Origin of the sequence: Pseudomonas sp. MWU12-2020, assembly GCF_023100605.1 — a bacterium.
Lineage (GTDB): Bacteria > Pseudomonadota > Gammaproteobacteria > Pseudomonadales > Pseudomonadaceae > Aquipseudomonas > Aquipseudomonas fluorescens_H.
On the sequence record NZ_JALMEX010000004.1, the window covers coordinates 538,065 to 554,346 of the forward strand.

Sequence of the window (16,282 nt, forward strand, 5' to 3'; positions counted from 1 at the left end):
CTCTTCCACGAATCACCTGTTTAGATCTTGCGAGGTTTGCCATGGCTGACTACAAAGCGCCGCTGCGCGATATGCGCTTCGTCCTCAATGAAGTATTCGAAGTCGCCAAACTCTGGGCCGAACTGCCGGCCTTGGCCGAGACCGTCGATGCAGAAACCGTAGAAGCCATTCTCGAAGAAGCCGGCAAGGTCACCAGCAAAAGCATTGCACCCCTGAGCCGCGCAGCCGACGAAGAAGGCTGCCACTGGAAGGATGGCGCCGTCACCACTCCGGCCGGTTTCCCACAGGCCTATCAGACTTACGCAGAGGGTGGTTGGGTCGGCGTCGGTGGCGATCCGGCCTACGGCGGCATGGGCATGCCCAAGGCTGTCTCGGCGCAGGTCGAAGAAATGGTCAACTCCGCCAGCCTGTCGTTCGGTCTGTACCCGATGCTGACCGCCGGCGCCTGCCTGTCGATCAACGCCCACGCCAGCGAGGAGCTGAAGGCCGCGTACCTGCCGAACATGTACGCCGGCGTCTGGGCCGGTTCCATGTGCCTGACCGAGCCGCACGCCGGCACCGACCTGGGGATCATTCGCACCAAGGCCGAACCGCAGGCCGACGGTTCCTACAAGGTCAGCGGCACCAAGATCTTCATCACCGGCGGTGAGCACGACCTGACCGAGAACATCATTCACCTGGTGCTGGCGAAACTGCCGGACGCCCCGGCCGGCCCGAAAGGCATTTCGCTGTTCCTAGTACCGAAGTTCATGGTCAATGCCGATGGCAGCCTGGGCGCGCGCAACCCGGCGAACTGCGGTTCGATCGAGCACAAGATGGGCATCCAGGCGTCCGCGACCTGCGTGATGAACTTCGACGAAGCCGTGGGTTATCTGGTCGGCGAGCCGAACAAGGGTCTGGCGGCGATGTTCACCATGATGAACTACGAGCGTCTGGGCGTCGGCATTCAAGGCCTGGCCAGCGGCGAGCGCTCTTATCAGAACGCCGTCGAATATGCGCGTGATCGTCTGCAGAGCCGTTCGCCGACCGGCGCGCAGAACAAGGACAAGGTTGCCGACCCGATCATCGTCCACCCGGACGTGCGTCGCATGCTGCTGACCATGAAAGCCTCGAACGAGGGCGGTCGCGCCTTCTCCACCTACGTGGCGATGCAACTCGACACCGCCAAGTTCAGCGAAGACGCGACCACCCGCAAGCGCGCAGAAGACCTGGTCGCGCTGCTGACCCCGGTGGCCAAGGCATTCCTCACGGACCTGGGCCTGGAAACCACCGTGCACGGCCAGCAGATTTTCGGCGGCCACGGCTACATCCGCGAGTGGGGTCAGGAGCAACTGGTGCGTGACGTGCGCATCACCCAGATCTACGAAGGCACCAACGGCATTCAGGCGCTGGACCTGGTCGGACGCAAGATCGTCGGCAGTGGTGGCGCGTTCTACAAGCTGTTCGCTGACGAGATCCGCCACTTCACCGCGACTGCCAGCGCTGACCTCGGCGAATTCACCAAGCCGCTGAACGATGCCGTCAGCACCCTCGATGAACTGACTGCATGGCTGCTGGATCGGGCGAAAACCAATCCGAACGAAATCGGCGCAGCCTCGGTCGAATACTTGCAAGCGTTTGGCTACACCGCTTATGCCTACATGTGGGCACTGATGGCGAAAGCCGCGCTGGGTAAAGAAGCCCAGGACGATTTCTACGCCAGCAAGCTGGGCACCGCGCGCTTCTATTTCGCCCGTCTGCTGCCGCGTATCCACTCACTGAGTGCATCGGTAAAGGCTGGCAGCGAGTCGTTGTTCCTGCTGAACGCTGAACAGTTTTGATGATGTAACGTCATGTAAGCATTCTCTTACATGACGTGCTGCTGTTCTCCCATAGGCGCGGATTGGATCCACAGCTAATCTACAACTCATGGACGTCGCGCAGGAAGCGCAAAGCAACAACACGGACACGTAGGATTCTGCCAGGGTGGCGGAGTGAAATGGATGTCAGGGAAACAGTCTGCAAAGCCCCGCTTCGGCGGGGTTTTCTTTTGCCTGCAGAAAAGTTTTCAGGCCAGCGGATCCAGTGGCGGCGCAGCTTTAAGCGGTTTGTCCTCACGCTGAATCACCTCTTCCAGCAACGTACGCAGCAACGCCAAAGACGCCTGCTGGCGCTGCACGTCGCGGCATACCAGCCCAACCTTCAGCGGCACCCGTGGTTCGCTCAACGGCTTCCACAGCAGATCCTGTTCGTCGTATTCCCTCTGTGAGCGACCGGGCAACACCGTCGCCAGTTTGGTGTGCGGCAGACTGTCGAGAATCCCCAGCATATTGTTCAGCTCGGCCTGTACTTGCGGGCGCCGACCCAGGCTGGTCAGTTGCGCCTGCCAGATCTGCCGGATCTGAAATTCTTCGCCCAGCAGCAACATGGGCAATTCCGCAGCCTGGCGCATCGAGACTTTCTTGAATTCACGCAGCGGGTGATCCGCCGGGATCACCAGCGTCAGTTCGTCTTCGTACAGCAGCACGCCATGCAGCCCCGGTTGGCGCGGCGGCAGGTAGCTGATGCCGATGTCCAGCGAGCCGTTGAGCAAACGGCGCTCGATCTCCAGCCCCGTCAGTTCATAGATCTGCACCACAAGATGCGGCTGCGCCTTGCGCACCCGTTCGAGCATTTGCGGCACGAGGCTGGTGTGCACGGTTTGCAGTACGCCGATCGCCAGCGTGCGCAGGGCTTGTCCCTTGAAGTTGCCCAGCGCTTCCCGTGCCCGCTGCAGACCGTCGAGCAGCGGCAGGGCGTGGTTGTACAGCGTGTGTGCGGCGAGTGTCGGCAACAGACGTTTGCTGCTGCGTTCGAACAGGGTGACGTCGAGGTTCTGTTCAAGCTGGCGAATCTGCTGCGACAGCGCCGGTTGCGAGATCGACAGGCGCTCGGCAGCGCGGCCGACATGGCCCTCTTCGTAGACCGCGACGAAATAACGCAGTTGTTTGAAATCCATAAGTAGCGCTTATCGAAAATGCTGGTAAATCGAAATGGCCCGAAGCCGTCAGTGAGCCTAGTCTAACCGCAATCACAAGGCTTACAGGGCCAGAGAGCGCGATGAATAGCGTTTGCTTCGACAGTGTTTGCATAGGCAGTTCAAAAAACCTCAACCGAGGTTTTTTTCAATGAACCTGTTCAGTTTGCGGCGCCAGGCGCCGAGTCTTGATGACCTCGCTTTCGAGGCCGCTTCACCCCAGGCAGGCGACAGCCTGAATGCTGAGCGCCTGATGCCCAGTGTCGAACGGCCGCAGCAGGTGTTCGTTCGCGGTCAGGGCTCATGGCTGTGGGACAGCAATGACCGCGCCTACCTCGACTTTTCCCAGGCCGGCGGTGCCAACAGCCTCGGCCACAGCCCTTCGGCACTGGTCAAAGCCATCGCCGGCCAGGCCCAGGCGCTGATCAACCCCGGTTTCAATCTGCACAATCGCGGCATGCTCAGCCTTGCCGAGCGCCTGTGCGCCAGCACCTCCAGCGATCAGGCTTACCTGCTCAACAGCGGCAGCGAGGCCTGTGAAGCGGCGATCAAACTGGCGCGCAAATGGGGCCAGCTGCATCGTGGCGGCGCCTCGCGGATCATTGTTGCCAGACAAGGCTGTCACGGCCGTAGTCTGGCGACGATTTCCGCGTCGGACAGTTGCAACCTGCACAATCGTTTCGCACCCTTGTTGCCGGGTTTCGATCGGGTGCCCTTCAACGATTTGCCGGCGCTGCATGCCGCCGTCGATGCGCAAACCGTGGCGATCATGCTCGAACCGATCCAGAGCGATGCCGGGGTGATTCCGGCCACCGAGCATTACCTCAAAGGCGTCGAGCGCTTATGCCGCGAGCTGGGCATTCTGCTGATCCTCGACGAAGTGCAGACCGGCATCGGTCGCTGCGGCACTTTGCTCGCGGAAGAGTCCTACGGTGTGCGCGCCGACATCGTCGTACTCGGCAAGGGCCTTGGTGGCGGCGTTCCTCTGGCGGCGTTATTGGCCCGAGGCAAGGCCTGCTGCTTTGATGCAGGGGAACTGGGCGGCACTCATCACGGCAATGCACTGATGACCGCGGCCGGTCTGGTGGTGCTCGACAGCGTGCAGGACCGGGCATTTCTCGAGCAGATCAAAGACCACGGCCAGCACTTGCGAGAGGGACTCGCGCGACTGGCGCACCGTTACGGACATGGCGAGTTGCGCGGGCAAGGCCTGTTCTGGGGACTGAGCCTGTCAGAGGATTCCGCCGATGCCGTAGTCAAAGCCGCCTTGCATGAAGGCCTGCTGCTCAACGCGCCGCAAGCCAACTGCCTGCGTTTCACCCCGGCACTCACCGTCAGCAAGGCCAACATCGACGAAATGCTCCTGCGCCTGACCCGCGCCTTCTCACGAGTGCGCACCGCGCAACTGCAATGCCGTAAGGGGATTGCCGTCTGAGCTGAAGTTTCCTGCCCGATTTCAAGAACCGTCTCGCGGTATAACGCACGCCCCACGCCTGATTCTTTTGGCGTGGGGCGTTTTTTTGTGCCCGGATTTTGCCAAGTGCTTTCTGGCACTTGAGAACTTATCGGACGAATGCTCTTTTAGAAGGTGCCGACAGGGAGTGCGATTTCACCAAGACTGGCTTTGTAATATGGACCACCAGGTGGTGTGTTTTTTGGAAGGGATACCGATGTCATTCAGATTGTTCAAGACCAAAGGCTTTGCGGTACAGGCCAGCAAGGCATGGATCACGGATGAGGAATTACTGGAGGCATTCGCCGAGATGCTCGATGGACAGGCTGACAATCTTGGCGGTGGGGTCTGGAAGAAACGTCTGAATGCCAATCGCCACCGCTCGATTGTTCTGGCGAAGGGCGGTCGTTACTGGATTTATCAAGTGCTGTTCGCCAAGAAGGACCGGAGCAATATCAGTACCGCAGAGCTAAAGGATTTACGCAATTGGCCAAGGCATATGCGCAACTGTCGCATGAGCAGCTTCAGGGATTGCTGGCGATGAAGGAGTTTGTGGAGATGTTCCATGAGTAAGAAATACAAACGTGAAGTTTTTCAGTCGGTACATGAGTCGGCCAAGGCTTTGCTCGCGGTCGGAGCCATCAGCAAGGCGACGATGCGTGAGTTTGACGAGTCCTGCCTGGCGACGGTGCCTGACGCGATCCCGGCGGAACAGATCAAGGCGCTGCGCGAGCGTAATAACGTCAGCCAGCCGGTATTTGCACGCTACTTGAATACCAGTGCATCGACAGTCAAGCAATGGGAGTCGGGAGATAAACATCCCAGCGGAATGGCGCTGAAACTGCTGAGCATCGTGCAGAAGCATGGGCTGCAAATTCTTGCCTGAGCCATCAATTTGGCACTGAGACTTTGATCGGCAGTGAACCCTGAAGAACGGCGCAGGTCGATTAGCTTGTATGGCTCATGTGAGCCAACCCCCATTCAGGAGCTGACCCATGGACTTCATTCGTATCATCATCGCCATTCTGTTGCCGCCACTGGGTGTGTTTCTGCAGGTCGGGTTCGGCGGGGCGTTCTGGCTGAACATTCTGCTGACGCTGTGCGGTTATATCCCGGGGATCGTGCATGCGGTGTACATCATCGCCAAGCGTTGAGTTCAGCGGCATCTGATAGATAGCATTCGCGAGCAGGCTCGCTCCCACAGGGGATTTTGTGAACAACACAGATCCAATGTGGGAGCGAGCCTGCTCGCGAATGGGACGACGCTATTTTGAAAGAGGCGCGGTGCTCAGTCCGCCAACCCCATCACCCGCCGATAAAACTTCCACTCCAGTTCCAGCGCATGCGCCTGGTTCACCGCCCGGCGGAAGCCATGGCGTTCCTCGGCGTAGTAATGCGCCTCGACCGGGATGTCGTTGTGCTCCAGCGCCGCGACCATGTCGCGCGTCTGTTGCGGCACCACGACCGCATCCAGCTCACCCTGAAAGAAAATCACTGGCACACGGATGTTGCTCGCGTGCAGTAACGGCGTGCGGGCGGCGTAGCGCTCGGCATCCTGTTCGGGATCGCCGATCAGCCAGTCGAGATAATCACCTTCGAATTTGTGGGTTGCCCGGGCCAGTGCCACCGGGTCGCTGACGCCATAGAGGCTGGCGCCCGCGCGGAACACTTGCTGAAACGCCAGCGCGCACAGCGTGGTGTAACCCCCGGCGCTGCCACCGCGAATAAATGCCCGCTCGCCATCGATCAGACCTTGTTCGGCCAGATACGCCACCACCGCGCAGGCGTCCTCGACATCCACCTCACCCCAACTCAAATGCAACGCCTGACGGTATTCGCGACCGTAACCGCTGCTGCCGCGATAGTTGAGGTCGGCGACGGCGAAACCACGCTGCGTCCAGTACTGAATGCGCGGGTCAAGCATCGGGTAGCAGGCCGAGGTCGGGCCGCCGTGGATGAACACCACCAGTGGCGGTCGCGCTTCGTCGTTCATCGCCGGATAAAAGAAGCCGTGAGCCTCACCGCGGCCACTCGGGTAGCGCAAGGTCTGCGGACAGCTGATGCGCTCCGCCGGCAAAGGCGCCACACCGCCGGCCAGCACATTCACTTCGCGGGTAGCGCGATCAATGGCGATCACCGCCGAAGGGCTGATCGGCGAAGCGGCGATGCAGTAGATGAACTGCTGATCCAGCGCCAGATGCCGGAAGCGGCTGTAGTCGCCAGTAAAGTCCTCGCCGTCGAGCGCCAGACGACCAAAACCGCCTTCGCTCCAGCTCGCCAGAAACGAATCGCCCACCGGCAACCAGGTGCAGCCACCCATTTGCCACGGGGCGGGCGCATGATCGGCCTCGGCACAGGGCAGTCGATGCAAACCGTCGGACGTTTCGCCCCACGGCTGCCAGAAACCGTCGCGATCAGTCAGGCACAACAAGCGTCCTTTCACGTCGAACCGCGGTTGCTGGATCGACTCTTCAAGGTCAGCCCCCGCCACGCAACGCGGTGCGCCAAAGCCACCCTCAGCCAGACGCTCGGCCACCATCAATCGCGTGGATGTCCAAGGCTGATGCGGCCGACTCCACTCGATCCACGCCAACCGCGAACCGTCCGGGCTGATCACCGGTGCTGCATAGAAATCTGCACCTTCAGCCAGCAAATGCCGGGTGCCTTCAGCCAGATCAATTGCTACCAGTCGATGCTGGTCGCGCAGCTCCTCAACCGTCAGCACCTGGCCGAAAGCAAAATGCAGATCGCCATAACGACACTCGCCAGACGTCAGCGCTTCAGGCGCGCCATCCAGCGCTTGCCGATACAACTGCTGATCCGCCTCATTGACGAAAGCCACTCCGTCAGGCGTCAGACAAAACGCGCCACCGCCATATTCGTACACCCGGCTACGCACACTGAAACCGTCCGGCGTCAGACATTTCGCCACGCCGTCGCGCCACTGCCAGATCCGGCACGCGGCGTCTTGCGGGCGATATTCATTCCAGAACAAACCGTGGGCGCCGAGTTGCAGCTCGGCGAAATCCATTCCGGCGGCGACGGCTTGGGCGGCGCTGAAAGGCTCAGCCCTTGGCGATGAGGCGTGAGTTTCGTTCATTACGGAAGGCCAGTTGTTCGATGGTCTGGGTGGCGGTCTCGGCTTCTTCGCGGGCCTTGAGAATCACGCCGTGATGTTCGGACTTGCTGCACACCGGGTCGGCATTGCTCGCGTCCCCCGTAAGCATGAACGCCTGACAGCGGCAGCCGCCGAAATCCTGTTCCTTCTCGTCGCACGAGCGGCACGGCTCAGGCATCCAGTCGTAACCGCGAAAGCGGTTGAAGCCGAACGAGTCGTACCAGATGTGCTGCATGCTGTGGTCGCGCACGTTGGGAAATTGTACCGGCAGCTGTCGGGCGCCATGACAGGGCAGGGCAGTGCCGTCCGGAGTAACCGTCAGAAAGATGCTGCCCCAGCCGTTCATGCAGGCTTTCGGGCGTTCTTCGTAGTAGTCCGGGGTGACGAATATCAGCTTGCACGGATGCCCTTCGGCTTCCAGTTTGGCGCGGTATTCGTTGGTGATGCGTTCGGCACGCACCAGTTGTTCCTTGGTCGGTAACAGGCCGACACGGTTGAGCTGCGCCCAGCCGTAGAACTGGCAGGTGGCGAGTTCGACGAAGTCTGCTTCGAGCGCAATACACAGCTCGATGATGCGGTCGATCTTGTCGATGTTGTGCCGGTGGGTGACGAAGTTCAGCACCATCGGATAGCCGTGGGCCTTCACCGCCCGGGCCATTTCCAGCTTCTGCGCGAAGGCCTTTTTCGAGCCGGCGAGCAGGTTGTTTACCTGTTCGTCACTGGCCTGAAAACTGATCTGGATGTGATCGAGACCAGCCCTCTTGAAGTCACTGATCTTCTGCTCGGTCAGACCGATGCCGGAAGTGATCAGGTTGGTGTAGAAACCCAACTGCCGCGCTTCACGGATCAGTTCGGCGAGGTCCTGGCGCACCAGCGGCTCACCACCGGAAAAGCCCAGTTGCGCCGCGCCCATCTCCCGCGCTTCGCGGAACACCTTGATCCACTGCTCGGTGCTCAGCTCTTTGCCCTGCTCGGCGAAATCCAGCGGATTGGAGCAGTACGGGCATTGCAGCGGGCAGCGGTAGGTCAGCTCGGCGAGCAGCCACAGCGGCAGGCCGACTTCAGGTTTTGGCGGTACTTGCACCGATGCTTCAGGCAAGTTCGATCCAGTGCTGCGCACGGGCAACCTCCATGAATTGCTCGATGTCTTCACCGAGCTCAGGCACGCCGGGGAACTGCTCGTCGAGTTTGGCGATGATCGCCGCGACATCGCGTTCACCGTCGATCAAACCGCCGATCAGCGCGGCGCTGTCGTTGAGCTTGATCATGCCCTCGGGGTAGAGCAGCACGTGGCCTTTTTGCGCCGGTTCATACTGAAAACGGTAGCCGGGACGCCAGGTCGGGATCTTGCTGCGATCAAAACTCATAGGGTGATTCCTTTATGCCAGACCCGCTGCTCGGTGACGCTGTGATAGGGCTGGCGGTTCAGTTCGTAAGCCATGCTCATGGCATCGAGCATGCTCCAAAGAATGTCCAGTTTGAACTGGAGAATTTCCAGCATGCGCTCCTGACCCTCGCGGGTCTTGTAGTGCTCGAGCGTGATCGCCAGACCATGCTCGACATCGCGCCGCGCCTGACCGAGGCGGGTGCGGAAATATTCGTAACCGGCCGGGTCGATCCACGGGTAATGCTGCGGCCAGCTGTCGAGGCGCGACTGGTGGATCTGCGGCGCGAACAGTTCGGTCAACGAGCTGCTGGCGGCTTCCTGCCAACTGGCACGGCGGGCGAAGTTGACGTACGCGTCGACGGCGAAACGCACGCCGGGCAGCACCAGTTCCTGGGAGCGCAGTTGATCCGGGTCGAGGCCGACCGCCTGACCGAGACGCAGCCAGGCTTCGATCCCGCCGTCCTCACCCGGGGCACCGTCGTGGTCGAGCAGGCGTTGAATCCACTCGCGACGGATCTCGCGATCCGGGCAGTTGGCGAGGATCGCCGCGTCTTTCAGGGGGATGTTCACCTGATAGTAGAAACGGTTGGCGACCCAGCCCTGAATCTGCTCGCGGGTGGCACGGCCCTCGTACATCGCCACGTGATACGGGTGGTAGATGTGGTAATAGGCGCCTTTGGCGCGCAGGGCCGCTTCGAATTCGGTGGGGGACAGCGGGGTGTCGGTCATTGCGGTTCTCCGGGGGAACAACCGTTGGAATTCTGGGTGTCTGTTCGGACGTCTTCGCGAGCAAGCCCGCTCCCACAGGGTTTGTGAACGCCACAGATCCAATGTGGGAGCGGGCTTGCTCGCGAAGAGGCCATCCGCTACAGCACAATACTCATGCCGTCATAAGCCACTTCAACATTACGCCGCGCCAGCTCCGCGCGCTCAGCCGAATCCTCATCGAGAATCGGGTTGGTGTTGTTGATGTGGATAAGCACCTTGCGCTGTTCGGGCAATTGCTCCAGCACTTCGAGCATGCCGCCGGGGCCGTTCTGCGCCAGGTGGCCCATCTCGCGACCGGTGCGGGTGCCGACGCCACGGCGCTGCATTTCATCGTCATCCCACAGCGTGCCGTCCACCAGCAGGCAGTCGCTGCCAGCCATGATTTCCAGCAGCGGCGCGTCGACCTTGCCCAGGCCCGGGGCGTAGAACAGTTTGCCGCCGGTGTTGAGGTCTTCGACGATCAGGCCGATGTTGTCGCCCGGGTGCGGGTCGAAACGGTGCGGCGAATACGGTGGCGCGGCGCTGCGCAACGGCAGCGGGGTGAAACGCAGGTTCGGGCAGGCAGCGACGGTGAAGCTCTGGTCGAGCTCGATGCGATTCCAGTTCAGTCCGCCGTTCCAGTGGGTCAGCATCTTGAATAGCGGAAAACCGGTGCTCAAATCCTCGTGAACCATGTCCGTGCACCAGACTTGATGCGGGCAGCCTTCGCGCAGGCTCAGCAGGCCAGTGGTGTGGTCGATCTGGCTGTCCATCAGGATGATCGCGCTGATGCCGGTGTCGCGCAGTGCACGGCCCGGTTGCATCGGGGCGAAGCTCTGCAGTTGCGCGCGGATGTCCGGCGAAGCGTTGCACAGCACCCAGTTCACGCCGTCATCGGAAATCGCGATGGACGATTGGGTGCGGGCCTTGGCATTCAGGCTGCCGTCGCGAAAGCCTGCGCAATTGACGCAGTTGCAGTTCCACTGCGGAAATCCGCCACCGGCGGCCGAACCCAGAATCTGGACGAACATGAACGCTCCCATCTTTCAACGCTGAAAATAAAACGCCCCGGCGAGCCGAGGCGTTGCACTGCAAGTCTGCGTAGGCAGAACTCAGCGGCTGGCGAAGTACATGGTGACTTCGAAGCCGATACGCAGGTCGGTGTAAGCCGGTTTTGTCCAGGACATAAGGTGACTCCTCATTGGGTGGGTGGGATAGCGCTATCCATAGGTATAGTCCATGGCCGCGCCGGGATGTTCCAAATAGTTAGGCTGCTATGTTACTCAAAATTTCAGCACGATTGCCCGTGAATCTTTGAGAAAGCTCCTTGCAGCCTTGGTAATGATCATTTTGTCGCTTGCCAAGGTGCGCCGGGTACCGATTCGCTGGCCAGGCACAGCCGGCCGCCCTCGGCGTTGAGCAAGCGCTGCGCTGCCGCCAGCAATGCCGAGCGCTCCAGTTGACCAATGGCTGTGTGCAGTTGCGCCAGATAATCCGACGAGTGGCCGGCGAGCTTGGCCTGCCACAGCAACTCGGCGGCGTCTTTGCCGGACAGATGACTCTCATCGAACTGATCCGCGAGTGACTGGCGCTGCTGTTTGAATCGCTCTTCATCGAGGTTTTCGATCAGCGCAGGAATGCCCTCGAGGAACTGCTGGATATGCCCAAGCAGTTCAACTGGCGCAGTATTTGGCGACTGCACACCGAACAGCAATCCACTCTGGCCATGCATCTGCCGCAGGGCGCTGAACACCGCGTAGCCCAATTGCAATTCGACCCGCAGACGCTGATAGAACGGGGTCTGGCACAGTTGCGCGAGCAGGCGCCAGGCAGCCTCATCGGCAATCTCGTGGCTGGCGGTCGGGCAGAACAGCAGCAAGGCGTGTTCGCTGGACGCGGTGTCGATGTGGCTCCATAGATGTTGCGTGTTGATCGCCGGCGTTGCCGGCAATTGATTGTCCGGTGTGCCAGGGATGCGGCTCAGGGCCAGGCCCATGGACGATTGCGTCTGCGCGTTGAGGCCAAGAGCCAGTCCGTCCCAGCGCGAACTTGTCCACAGCAGTTTGGCGTCGTTCGACTCAACGGCTGATGGCAGACAGCGTTCAGGCAATGCCTTGAGCAAATGGCGGATCGGTATCAGCGGTGGTTCTGGCTCTGCGTTGGCGGAATCGACGTCAATCTGCGTCAGGCATTTCAGCGCGTGTTCGAGGACACTGGGCATCGGCTCCTGCAGGCCGGTCAGTTTCAGTAGCCACTGCGTACCGGTGGCACTGAACGCCAACTCGACGCCGGCCTGCCGCGCATCTTCCTGCGTTTCCCGCAGACTGCGTTGCAACTTGGCTTGCAGTTTTACACTGGCCACCGCTTCGGTTTGCCAGCGCAGGTAAATCGCGCCGAGATCACTGTTGTCCGGCAACGCCTGGCTGAATTGCATCGGTGAACGCTCACGCCGCCCGCGCGAGCGATCCTGAGCGAAAGTCCGCAAACCACGATGGGCGCTGGTCTGGCCGCGAATCAGGCCGGCGTTGGCCAGCGGCTCGTTGGAGCGCAGGAAAGGGTTGGCGGCAGGCAGATGCCAATGGTCGCTGAAGTTATCCACAACACCGAGGTTGCGCAGGATCTGTTTGAGCGCAACGACGCCGTTTTCCGACAGACCGCTTTCGCGTTGTTCACTGTCGAGCCGCGCCAGTGGCAGAGCACCGCTGATTTGCTGCTGACGCTCAAGTAACTTGATGTACTCCTCGCGCAACGCTGCCCAGTCCTGTTGCGCGGCAAAGAAGCTCAACCAGTCCAGCAGCTGTTCGCGAATGGCGTTGAGGGATTCGGCGGAACCGGTGAATTGCAGATGCAGCAGCGCTTGCCCGGCGAACTGATACAGCGGCACGGCTTTCAAACTGTCCGCGAGGCTTTGTTGTTGCAGATGGGCGAGCAGCCCGCCGGGCTTGGCGCTGTTCAGCCAATGGCAGAGAAACGCCAGTGCTTCGGCGGACGAGTCGGGCAGTGCTTCGAAAGCGAACAACAGATTGCCGCTGCGCTCGCCGACCTGTTGATAACTTTTCACTGTCAATGGTAGCGGCGCTGCCTGCTGGACTTTATCCCCAACCGGCAGCGCGGCGGCGAACTGCTGCGCAAGGACGCGCAATTCCTCAACGCTCTGCGGCCCGACCAGGCTCAGCGTCATTTGTCCGGTGCGATAAAACTGCTGATGGAAATCCTTCAGTGCCTGCTGAAACGCTGGTAACTCAACTTTCAGGCTGTCGCGATTCCCCGCATGAAACCCGCGCAACGGATGTGTGGCCGGCAATCCCTCGTACAGCGCCAGTTCCTGCTGAGCTGTGGGATCTTGCGACCACGCGACAAATTCCGCGTCCAGCACTTCCCGTTCGCGCAACTGATCGTGCGGATTCATACGCGGCTGGGCGAGCATGTCTGACAGACGCTCAAGCCCGGCGCTGAAGGCCGAGGTCGGCAATTCGAAGAAGAAGTCGGTGCTGCGTTCACGGGTACTGGCATTCACTTGCCCACCGTGACTTTGCACGTAGGCCATCAGCGCCTGGCTCGCAGGAAAACGCTCAGTGCCGAGAAACAGCAGATGCTCAAGGAAATGCGCCAGCCCCGGCCACTCGAGTGGCACATCATGACTACCGGCCGCCACCCGCAACGCAGCGGCGCTGCGCTTCAAGCCGGGCACCTGACGCAGGGTCACGCGCAAGCCGTTGGCCAGGGTTTCAGTGTGGGGGCGAGGGGGAGTTGGCGCAGGCATGGGCACTTCCAGAACAGTGAAGTGCCAATGCTAGCGGATTGCGTGGGGTCAGCGCTTGTTCAACACGTGGTAAAGCTCGGGACGACGGTCGTTGAGGTAGCGATTGGCGGCGCGGGAGTCGGCCATCAACTGGCGATCCAGCTCACCGACGATCAATGCTTCATCGAGGCCAGCCTGGGCGATACGGCTGCCGTCCGGCGCGGCGATGCTGCTTTGCCCGCAATAGTGGATCTCACCTTCATGCCCGCAATAGTTGGCGTACGCCACGTAGCACTGGTTTTCGAAGGCGCGGGAGCGCACGGTGACATCAGCGACGAAATCGAACGGAATCATGTTCGCCGTCGGCACCACAATCAGCTCGGCGCCGGCCAGCGCCAGACGCCGCGCGTTCTCGGGAAACTCCAGGTCGTAGCAGATCAGGAAACCGAGCTTCCAGCCGTTGAGCTCGACCAGCGGAAACGCATCTTCGCCGGGGCTGAACATCGAACGATCCAGGTCGCCGAACAGATGGGTCTTGCGGTAGTTGCACAGGCGCTCGCCGTGCGCGTCGATCAACTGCACGGCGTTGTAGATCTGCCCGTCCGCCGTGCGCTCGGGGTACCCGTAAGCAATTGCCAGCCCGGCGGCTTTGGCGATTCGACCGATCTGTTGCGCCCATTCGCCGTTGTAGACCTCGGCCAAGGTGCTGACCGCTTCCTTGCCGATGTTGTAGCCGGTCAGAAACATTTCCGGCAGCACCAGCAGGTCGGCACCCTTGGCCTCCATCGCCAGTTGCTGCAGGCGATGCAGGTTGGCGGCGGGGTCCAGGGGCAGCGGTGGGCATTGGTAAAGGGCTACGCGCATCGGGGAATCCTCTTACTCGGGCAGGGCGATAGGGCCGATGTCTTTGAACACATCACCCGGGCCCGGGTTCGCTTTATGTGTCGACCCGCCGAAGTGTTTCATGATGCCCCACACCGCGTTGAGCGAGGTCTGCACCGCGCCTTCGACCCATGCTGGCGTCCACGATACGTCATCGCCGGCGATGAAAATCCCGCGCTGTTCGGCTGGCATGTCGTCCTGCATGAAGTGCGCGTACATCCGCTGGTTGTAGCGATAGTGGCCGGGCAGGGCGCCTTTGAATGCGCCGAGAAAATACGGGTCGGCTTCCCACGACACGGTGATCGGATCGCCGATGATCCGCGCGGCGATGTCGACTTTCGGGTAGATCTTCTTCAGCGCGTTCAACGCCAGTTCCACGCGTTTCTCGACCGGGTGCGGCAGCATCTTCAGCGCGTCGCTCATCCACGAGTACGACAGGCAGATCACGCCCGGCTTGTCGTCACCGTTATCGAACAGATAAGTGCCACGGGTCAGGCGATCGGTGAGGGTCATGCTCATCAGGTCGCGACCGGTTTCCGGATCCTTGTCCTTCCAGAATGGCCGGTCGACCATCACGAAGGTCTTCGACGACTGCATGTAGCGCGTGCGGTCCAGCGCCATCCACATCTTCTGCGAGAACAGGGTTTCGTCGCATTCGATCTGCGTGGTCAGCAGCCAGCTCTGGCAGGTGGTCAGCACGGCGGCGTATTCGCGGGTGTCGCCGTTGTTGTCGGTGACGGCGAAACGGCCGTCCGGCGCGTGGGCGATTTTCTTCACGCCGGAACGCGGCGCACCACGGTGCAGGGATTTCAGGCTGGTGCCTTCCGGCCAGTGCACGCAGCGCTCCGGCACATGCCGCCAGATGCCTTGCGGCACTTGCTCCACACCGCCGACCACCAGATGCTGGTGATCATCGCAGTTGGTCATCACCACGCGGAAGATTTCCAGCATCGAGTTGGGGAAGTCCGAGTCCCAGCCGCCGGTACCGAAACCGACCTGACCGAACACTTCGCGGTGATGAAACGAGAGTTTGGCGAAGGCCTTGGAGGTGGCAACGAAGTCGTAGAAGGTGCGGTCGTCCCACAGCGGAACGAGTTTGTTCCACAGTTCTTTGAGGCGTGGTACGTCGCGGTCACGGATCGCTTGCTGGATATCGGCGAACTGCGAGCCAGCCTCCAGCGCATCCGCCCAGGCGTCAGCCACTTCCTGGAACAGTGCAGGAAGATCCTTGAGGCTTTGTGCGTAATGGGTTTTGCCTTCGAGATCGATCACCGTGCTGCCGGAGGCCGGCGTCAGTGGGTTCGGGAAGGGTTTGGTCTCGAGACCGAGCTTGTCTACATAGTGGTAGAACGCCGTGGAGGATACCGGGAAACGCATGCCGCCCAGTTCCGCGACGATGCCATCGGTGCCGTTGAACGCTTGCGAACGCAGACGGCCACCCAGTTTCGAGGCCTCGTACACCACTGGTTTCAAGCCGAGCTTCATCAGTTCGTAGGCGGCCACCAGGCCAGCGATACCCGCGCCGACAATCGCCACTTCAGCGCCATGGTGCTGTTCAGGAATGCTGCCGAGACCGGCCGGGTGTTCGATCCAGTCGTCGAAGGCGAACGGAAAGTCCGGGCCGAAAATGGTGACTGGTTTCTTACCGTCTGCAGGATGGCGATTGTTCTTGTTCATAGCTGACCTTGCTGGCGACCCGACGCAGGATGCGCGTCTGAGTATAGGAAAAGATGCCAGCCATTCTAGGGAGCGTAGAACACGTTAATAAGACGCAAAGTGTCGTCGTTTTGCCATTCTATTGATCAAAGTGACAATCTCCGACTTCACTTCGATCATTGTGGGAGCGAAGGCTATATTCCTTCCACTAAAGAAGGCGGCTGACAGACCGCTTTCGCGAGCAAGCCCGCTCCCACAGTGGATTTGTGTCTGGCGCAGATTCTGCGCTCAACCCGGTCAAA

The 16,282-nt window shown here is 60.7% G+C and carries 14 protein-coding genes and 1 pseudogene; 5 read left to right on the forward strand and 10 right to left on the reverse strand.

The genetic code is table 11. The features are described 5' to 3' along the window. The first annotated feature begins 41 nt into the window (after positions 1 to 41). A complete protein-coding gene (locus M0814_RS12810; protein WP_103486451.1) occupies positions 42 to 1,820 on the forward strand; it encodes an acyl-CoA dehydrogenase C-terminal domain-containing protein in 1,779 nt (592 codons plus the stop codon). Between the two features lie 227 nt (positions 1,821 to 2,047). On the opposite strand, the gene M0814_RS12815 is transcribed toward M0814_RS12810, so the two are convergent. Then, positions 2,048 to 2,977 carry a LysR family transcriptional regulator gene (locus tag M0814_RS12815; protein ID WP_045122656.1) on the reverse strand — a complete coding sequence of 310 codons (930 nt, stop codon included), beginning with the start codon at positions 2,975 to 2,977 and terminating at the stop codon, positions 2,048 to 2,050. 169 nt (positions 2,978 to 3,146) lie between these two features. Here M0814_RS12815 and M0814_RS12820 point away from each other — a divergent pair, with 169 nt between their 5' ends. The 4 genes and pseudogenes from M0814_RS12820 (at position 3,147) to M0814_RS12835 (ending at position 5,602) form a co-directional block, all read left to right on the forward strand. Then, on the forward strand, positions 3,147 to 4,430 hold the full coding sequence (locus M0814_RS12820) for an aminotransferase class III-fold pyridoxal phosphate-dependent enzyme (RefSeq protein WP_103486452.1): 1,284 nt from the start codon (positions 3,147 to 3,149) through the stop codon (positions 4,428 to 4,430). 235 nt (positions 4,431 to 4,665) lie between these two features. After that, a pseudogene (locus M0814_RS12825) lies at positions 4,666 to 5,021 on the forward strand (type II toxin-antitoxin system RelE/ParE family toxin). Then, on the forward strand, positions 5,014 to 5,334 hold the full coding sequence (locus tag M0814_RS12830) for a DNA-binding transcriptional regulator (protein ID WP_103486453.1): 321 nt from the start codon (positions 5,014 to 5,016) through the stop codon (positions 5,332 to 5,334). The pseudogene M0814_RS12825 and the gene M0814_RS12830 overlap by 8 nt, the downstream one beginning before the upstream one ends. A gap of 109 nt (positions 5,335 to 5,443) precedes the next feature. Continuing rightward, positions 5,444 to 5,602: a YqaE/Pmp3 family membrane protein gene (locus M0814_RS12835; RefSeq protein WP_003228885.1), complete on the forward strand. Its 159-nt coding sequence runs from the start codon at positions 5,444 to 5,446 to the stop codon at positions 5,600 to 5,602. 134 nt (positions 5,603 to 5,736) lie between these two features. Here M0814_RS12835 and M0814_RS12840 read toward each other — a convergent pair whose 3' ends face one another. The 9 genes from M0814_RS12840 to M0814_RS12880 all read right to left on the reverse strand — a co-directional run bounded on the left by M0814_RS12840 (position 5,737) and on the right by M0814_RS12880 (position 16,001). Continuing rightward, positions 5,737 to 7,548, reverse strand: a complete 1,812-nt coding sequence (locus tag M0814_RS12840) for a S9 family peptidase (RefSeq protein WP_177434704.1) — start codon at positions 7,546 to 7,548, stop codon at positions 5,737 to 5,739. Continuing rightward, entirely contained in the window at positions 7,514 to 8,686 is a 1,173-nt protein-coding gene (pqqE, locus tag M0814_RS12845; protein WP_103486455.1) for a pyrroloquinoline quinone biosynthesis protein PqqE, read from the reverse strand. The genes M0814_RS12840 and pqqE overlap by 35 nt, the downstream gene beginning before the upstream one ends. Then, on the reverse strand, positions 8,658 to 8,933 hold the full coding sequence (pqqD, locus tag M0814_RS12850) for a pyrroloquinoline quinone biosynthesis peptide chaperone PqqD (RefSeq protein ID WP_003228880.1): 276 nt from the start codon (positions 8,931 to 8,933) through the stop codon (positions 8,658 to 8,660). Before pqqD ends, pqqE begins: the two co-directional genes overlap by 29 nt. Further along, positions 8,930 to 9,682: a pyrroloquinoline-quinone synthase PqqC gene (pqqC, locus tag M0814_RS12855; RefSeq protein WP_103486456.1), complete on the reverse strand. Its 753-nt coding sequence runs from the start codon at positions 9,680 to 9,682 to the stop codon at positions 8,930 to 8,932. Before pqqC ends, pqqD begins: the two co-directional genes overlap by 4 nt. 137 nt (positions 9,683 to 9,819) lie before the next feature. Beyond that, on the reverse strand, positions 9,820 to 10,731 hold the full coding sequence (pqqB, locus tag M0814_RS12860) for a pyrroloquinoline quinone biosynthesis protein PqqB (protein ID WP_003228877.1): 912 nt from the start codon (positions 10,729 to 10,731) through the stop codon (positions 9,820 to 9,822). 81 nt (positions 10,732 to 10,812) lie between these two features. Further along, entirely contained in the window at positions 10,813 to 10,887 is a 75-nt protein-coding gene (gene pqqA / locus M0814_RS12865; protein WP_003422658.1) for a pyrroloquinoline quinone precursor peptide PqqA, read from the reverse strand. A gap of 158 nt (positions 10,888 to 11,045) precedes the next feature. Next, complete coding sequence (pqqF, locus tag M0814_RS12870) at positions 11,046 to 13,463, reverse strand: pyrroloquinoline quinone biosynthesis protein PqqF (RefSeq protein ID WP_103484832.1); 2,418 nt, start codon at positions 13,461 to 13,463, stop codon at positions 11,046 to 11,048. A gap of 48 nt (positions 13,464 to 13,511) precedes the next feature. After that, the gene (locus M0814_RS12875; protein ID WP_103484833.1) at positions 13,512 to 14,306 is read right to left on the reverse strand and encodes a carbon-nitrogen hydrolase family protein; all 795 of its coding nucleotides are present in this window, start codon (positions 14,304 to 14,306) and stop codon (positions 13,512 to 13,514) included. Positions 14,307 to 14,318: 12 nt separating this feature from the next. Beyond that, entirely contained in the window at positions 14,319 to 16,001 is a 1,683-nt protein-coding gene (locus M0814_RS12880) for an NAD(P)/FAD-dependent oxidoreductase (protein WP_103484834.1), read from the reverse strand. Between the last annotated feature and the right edge of the window lie 281 nt (positions 16,002 to 16,282).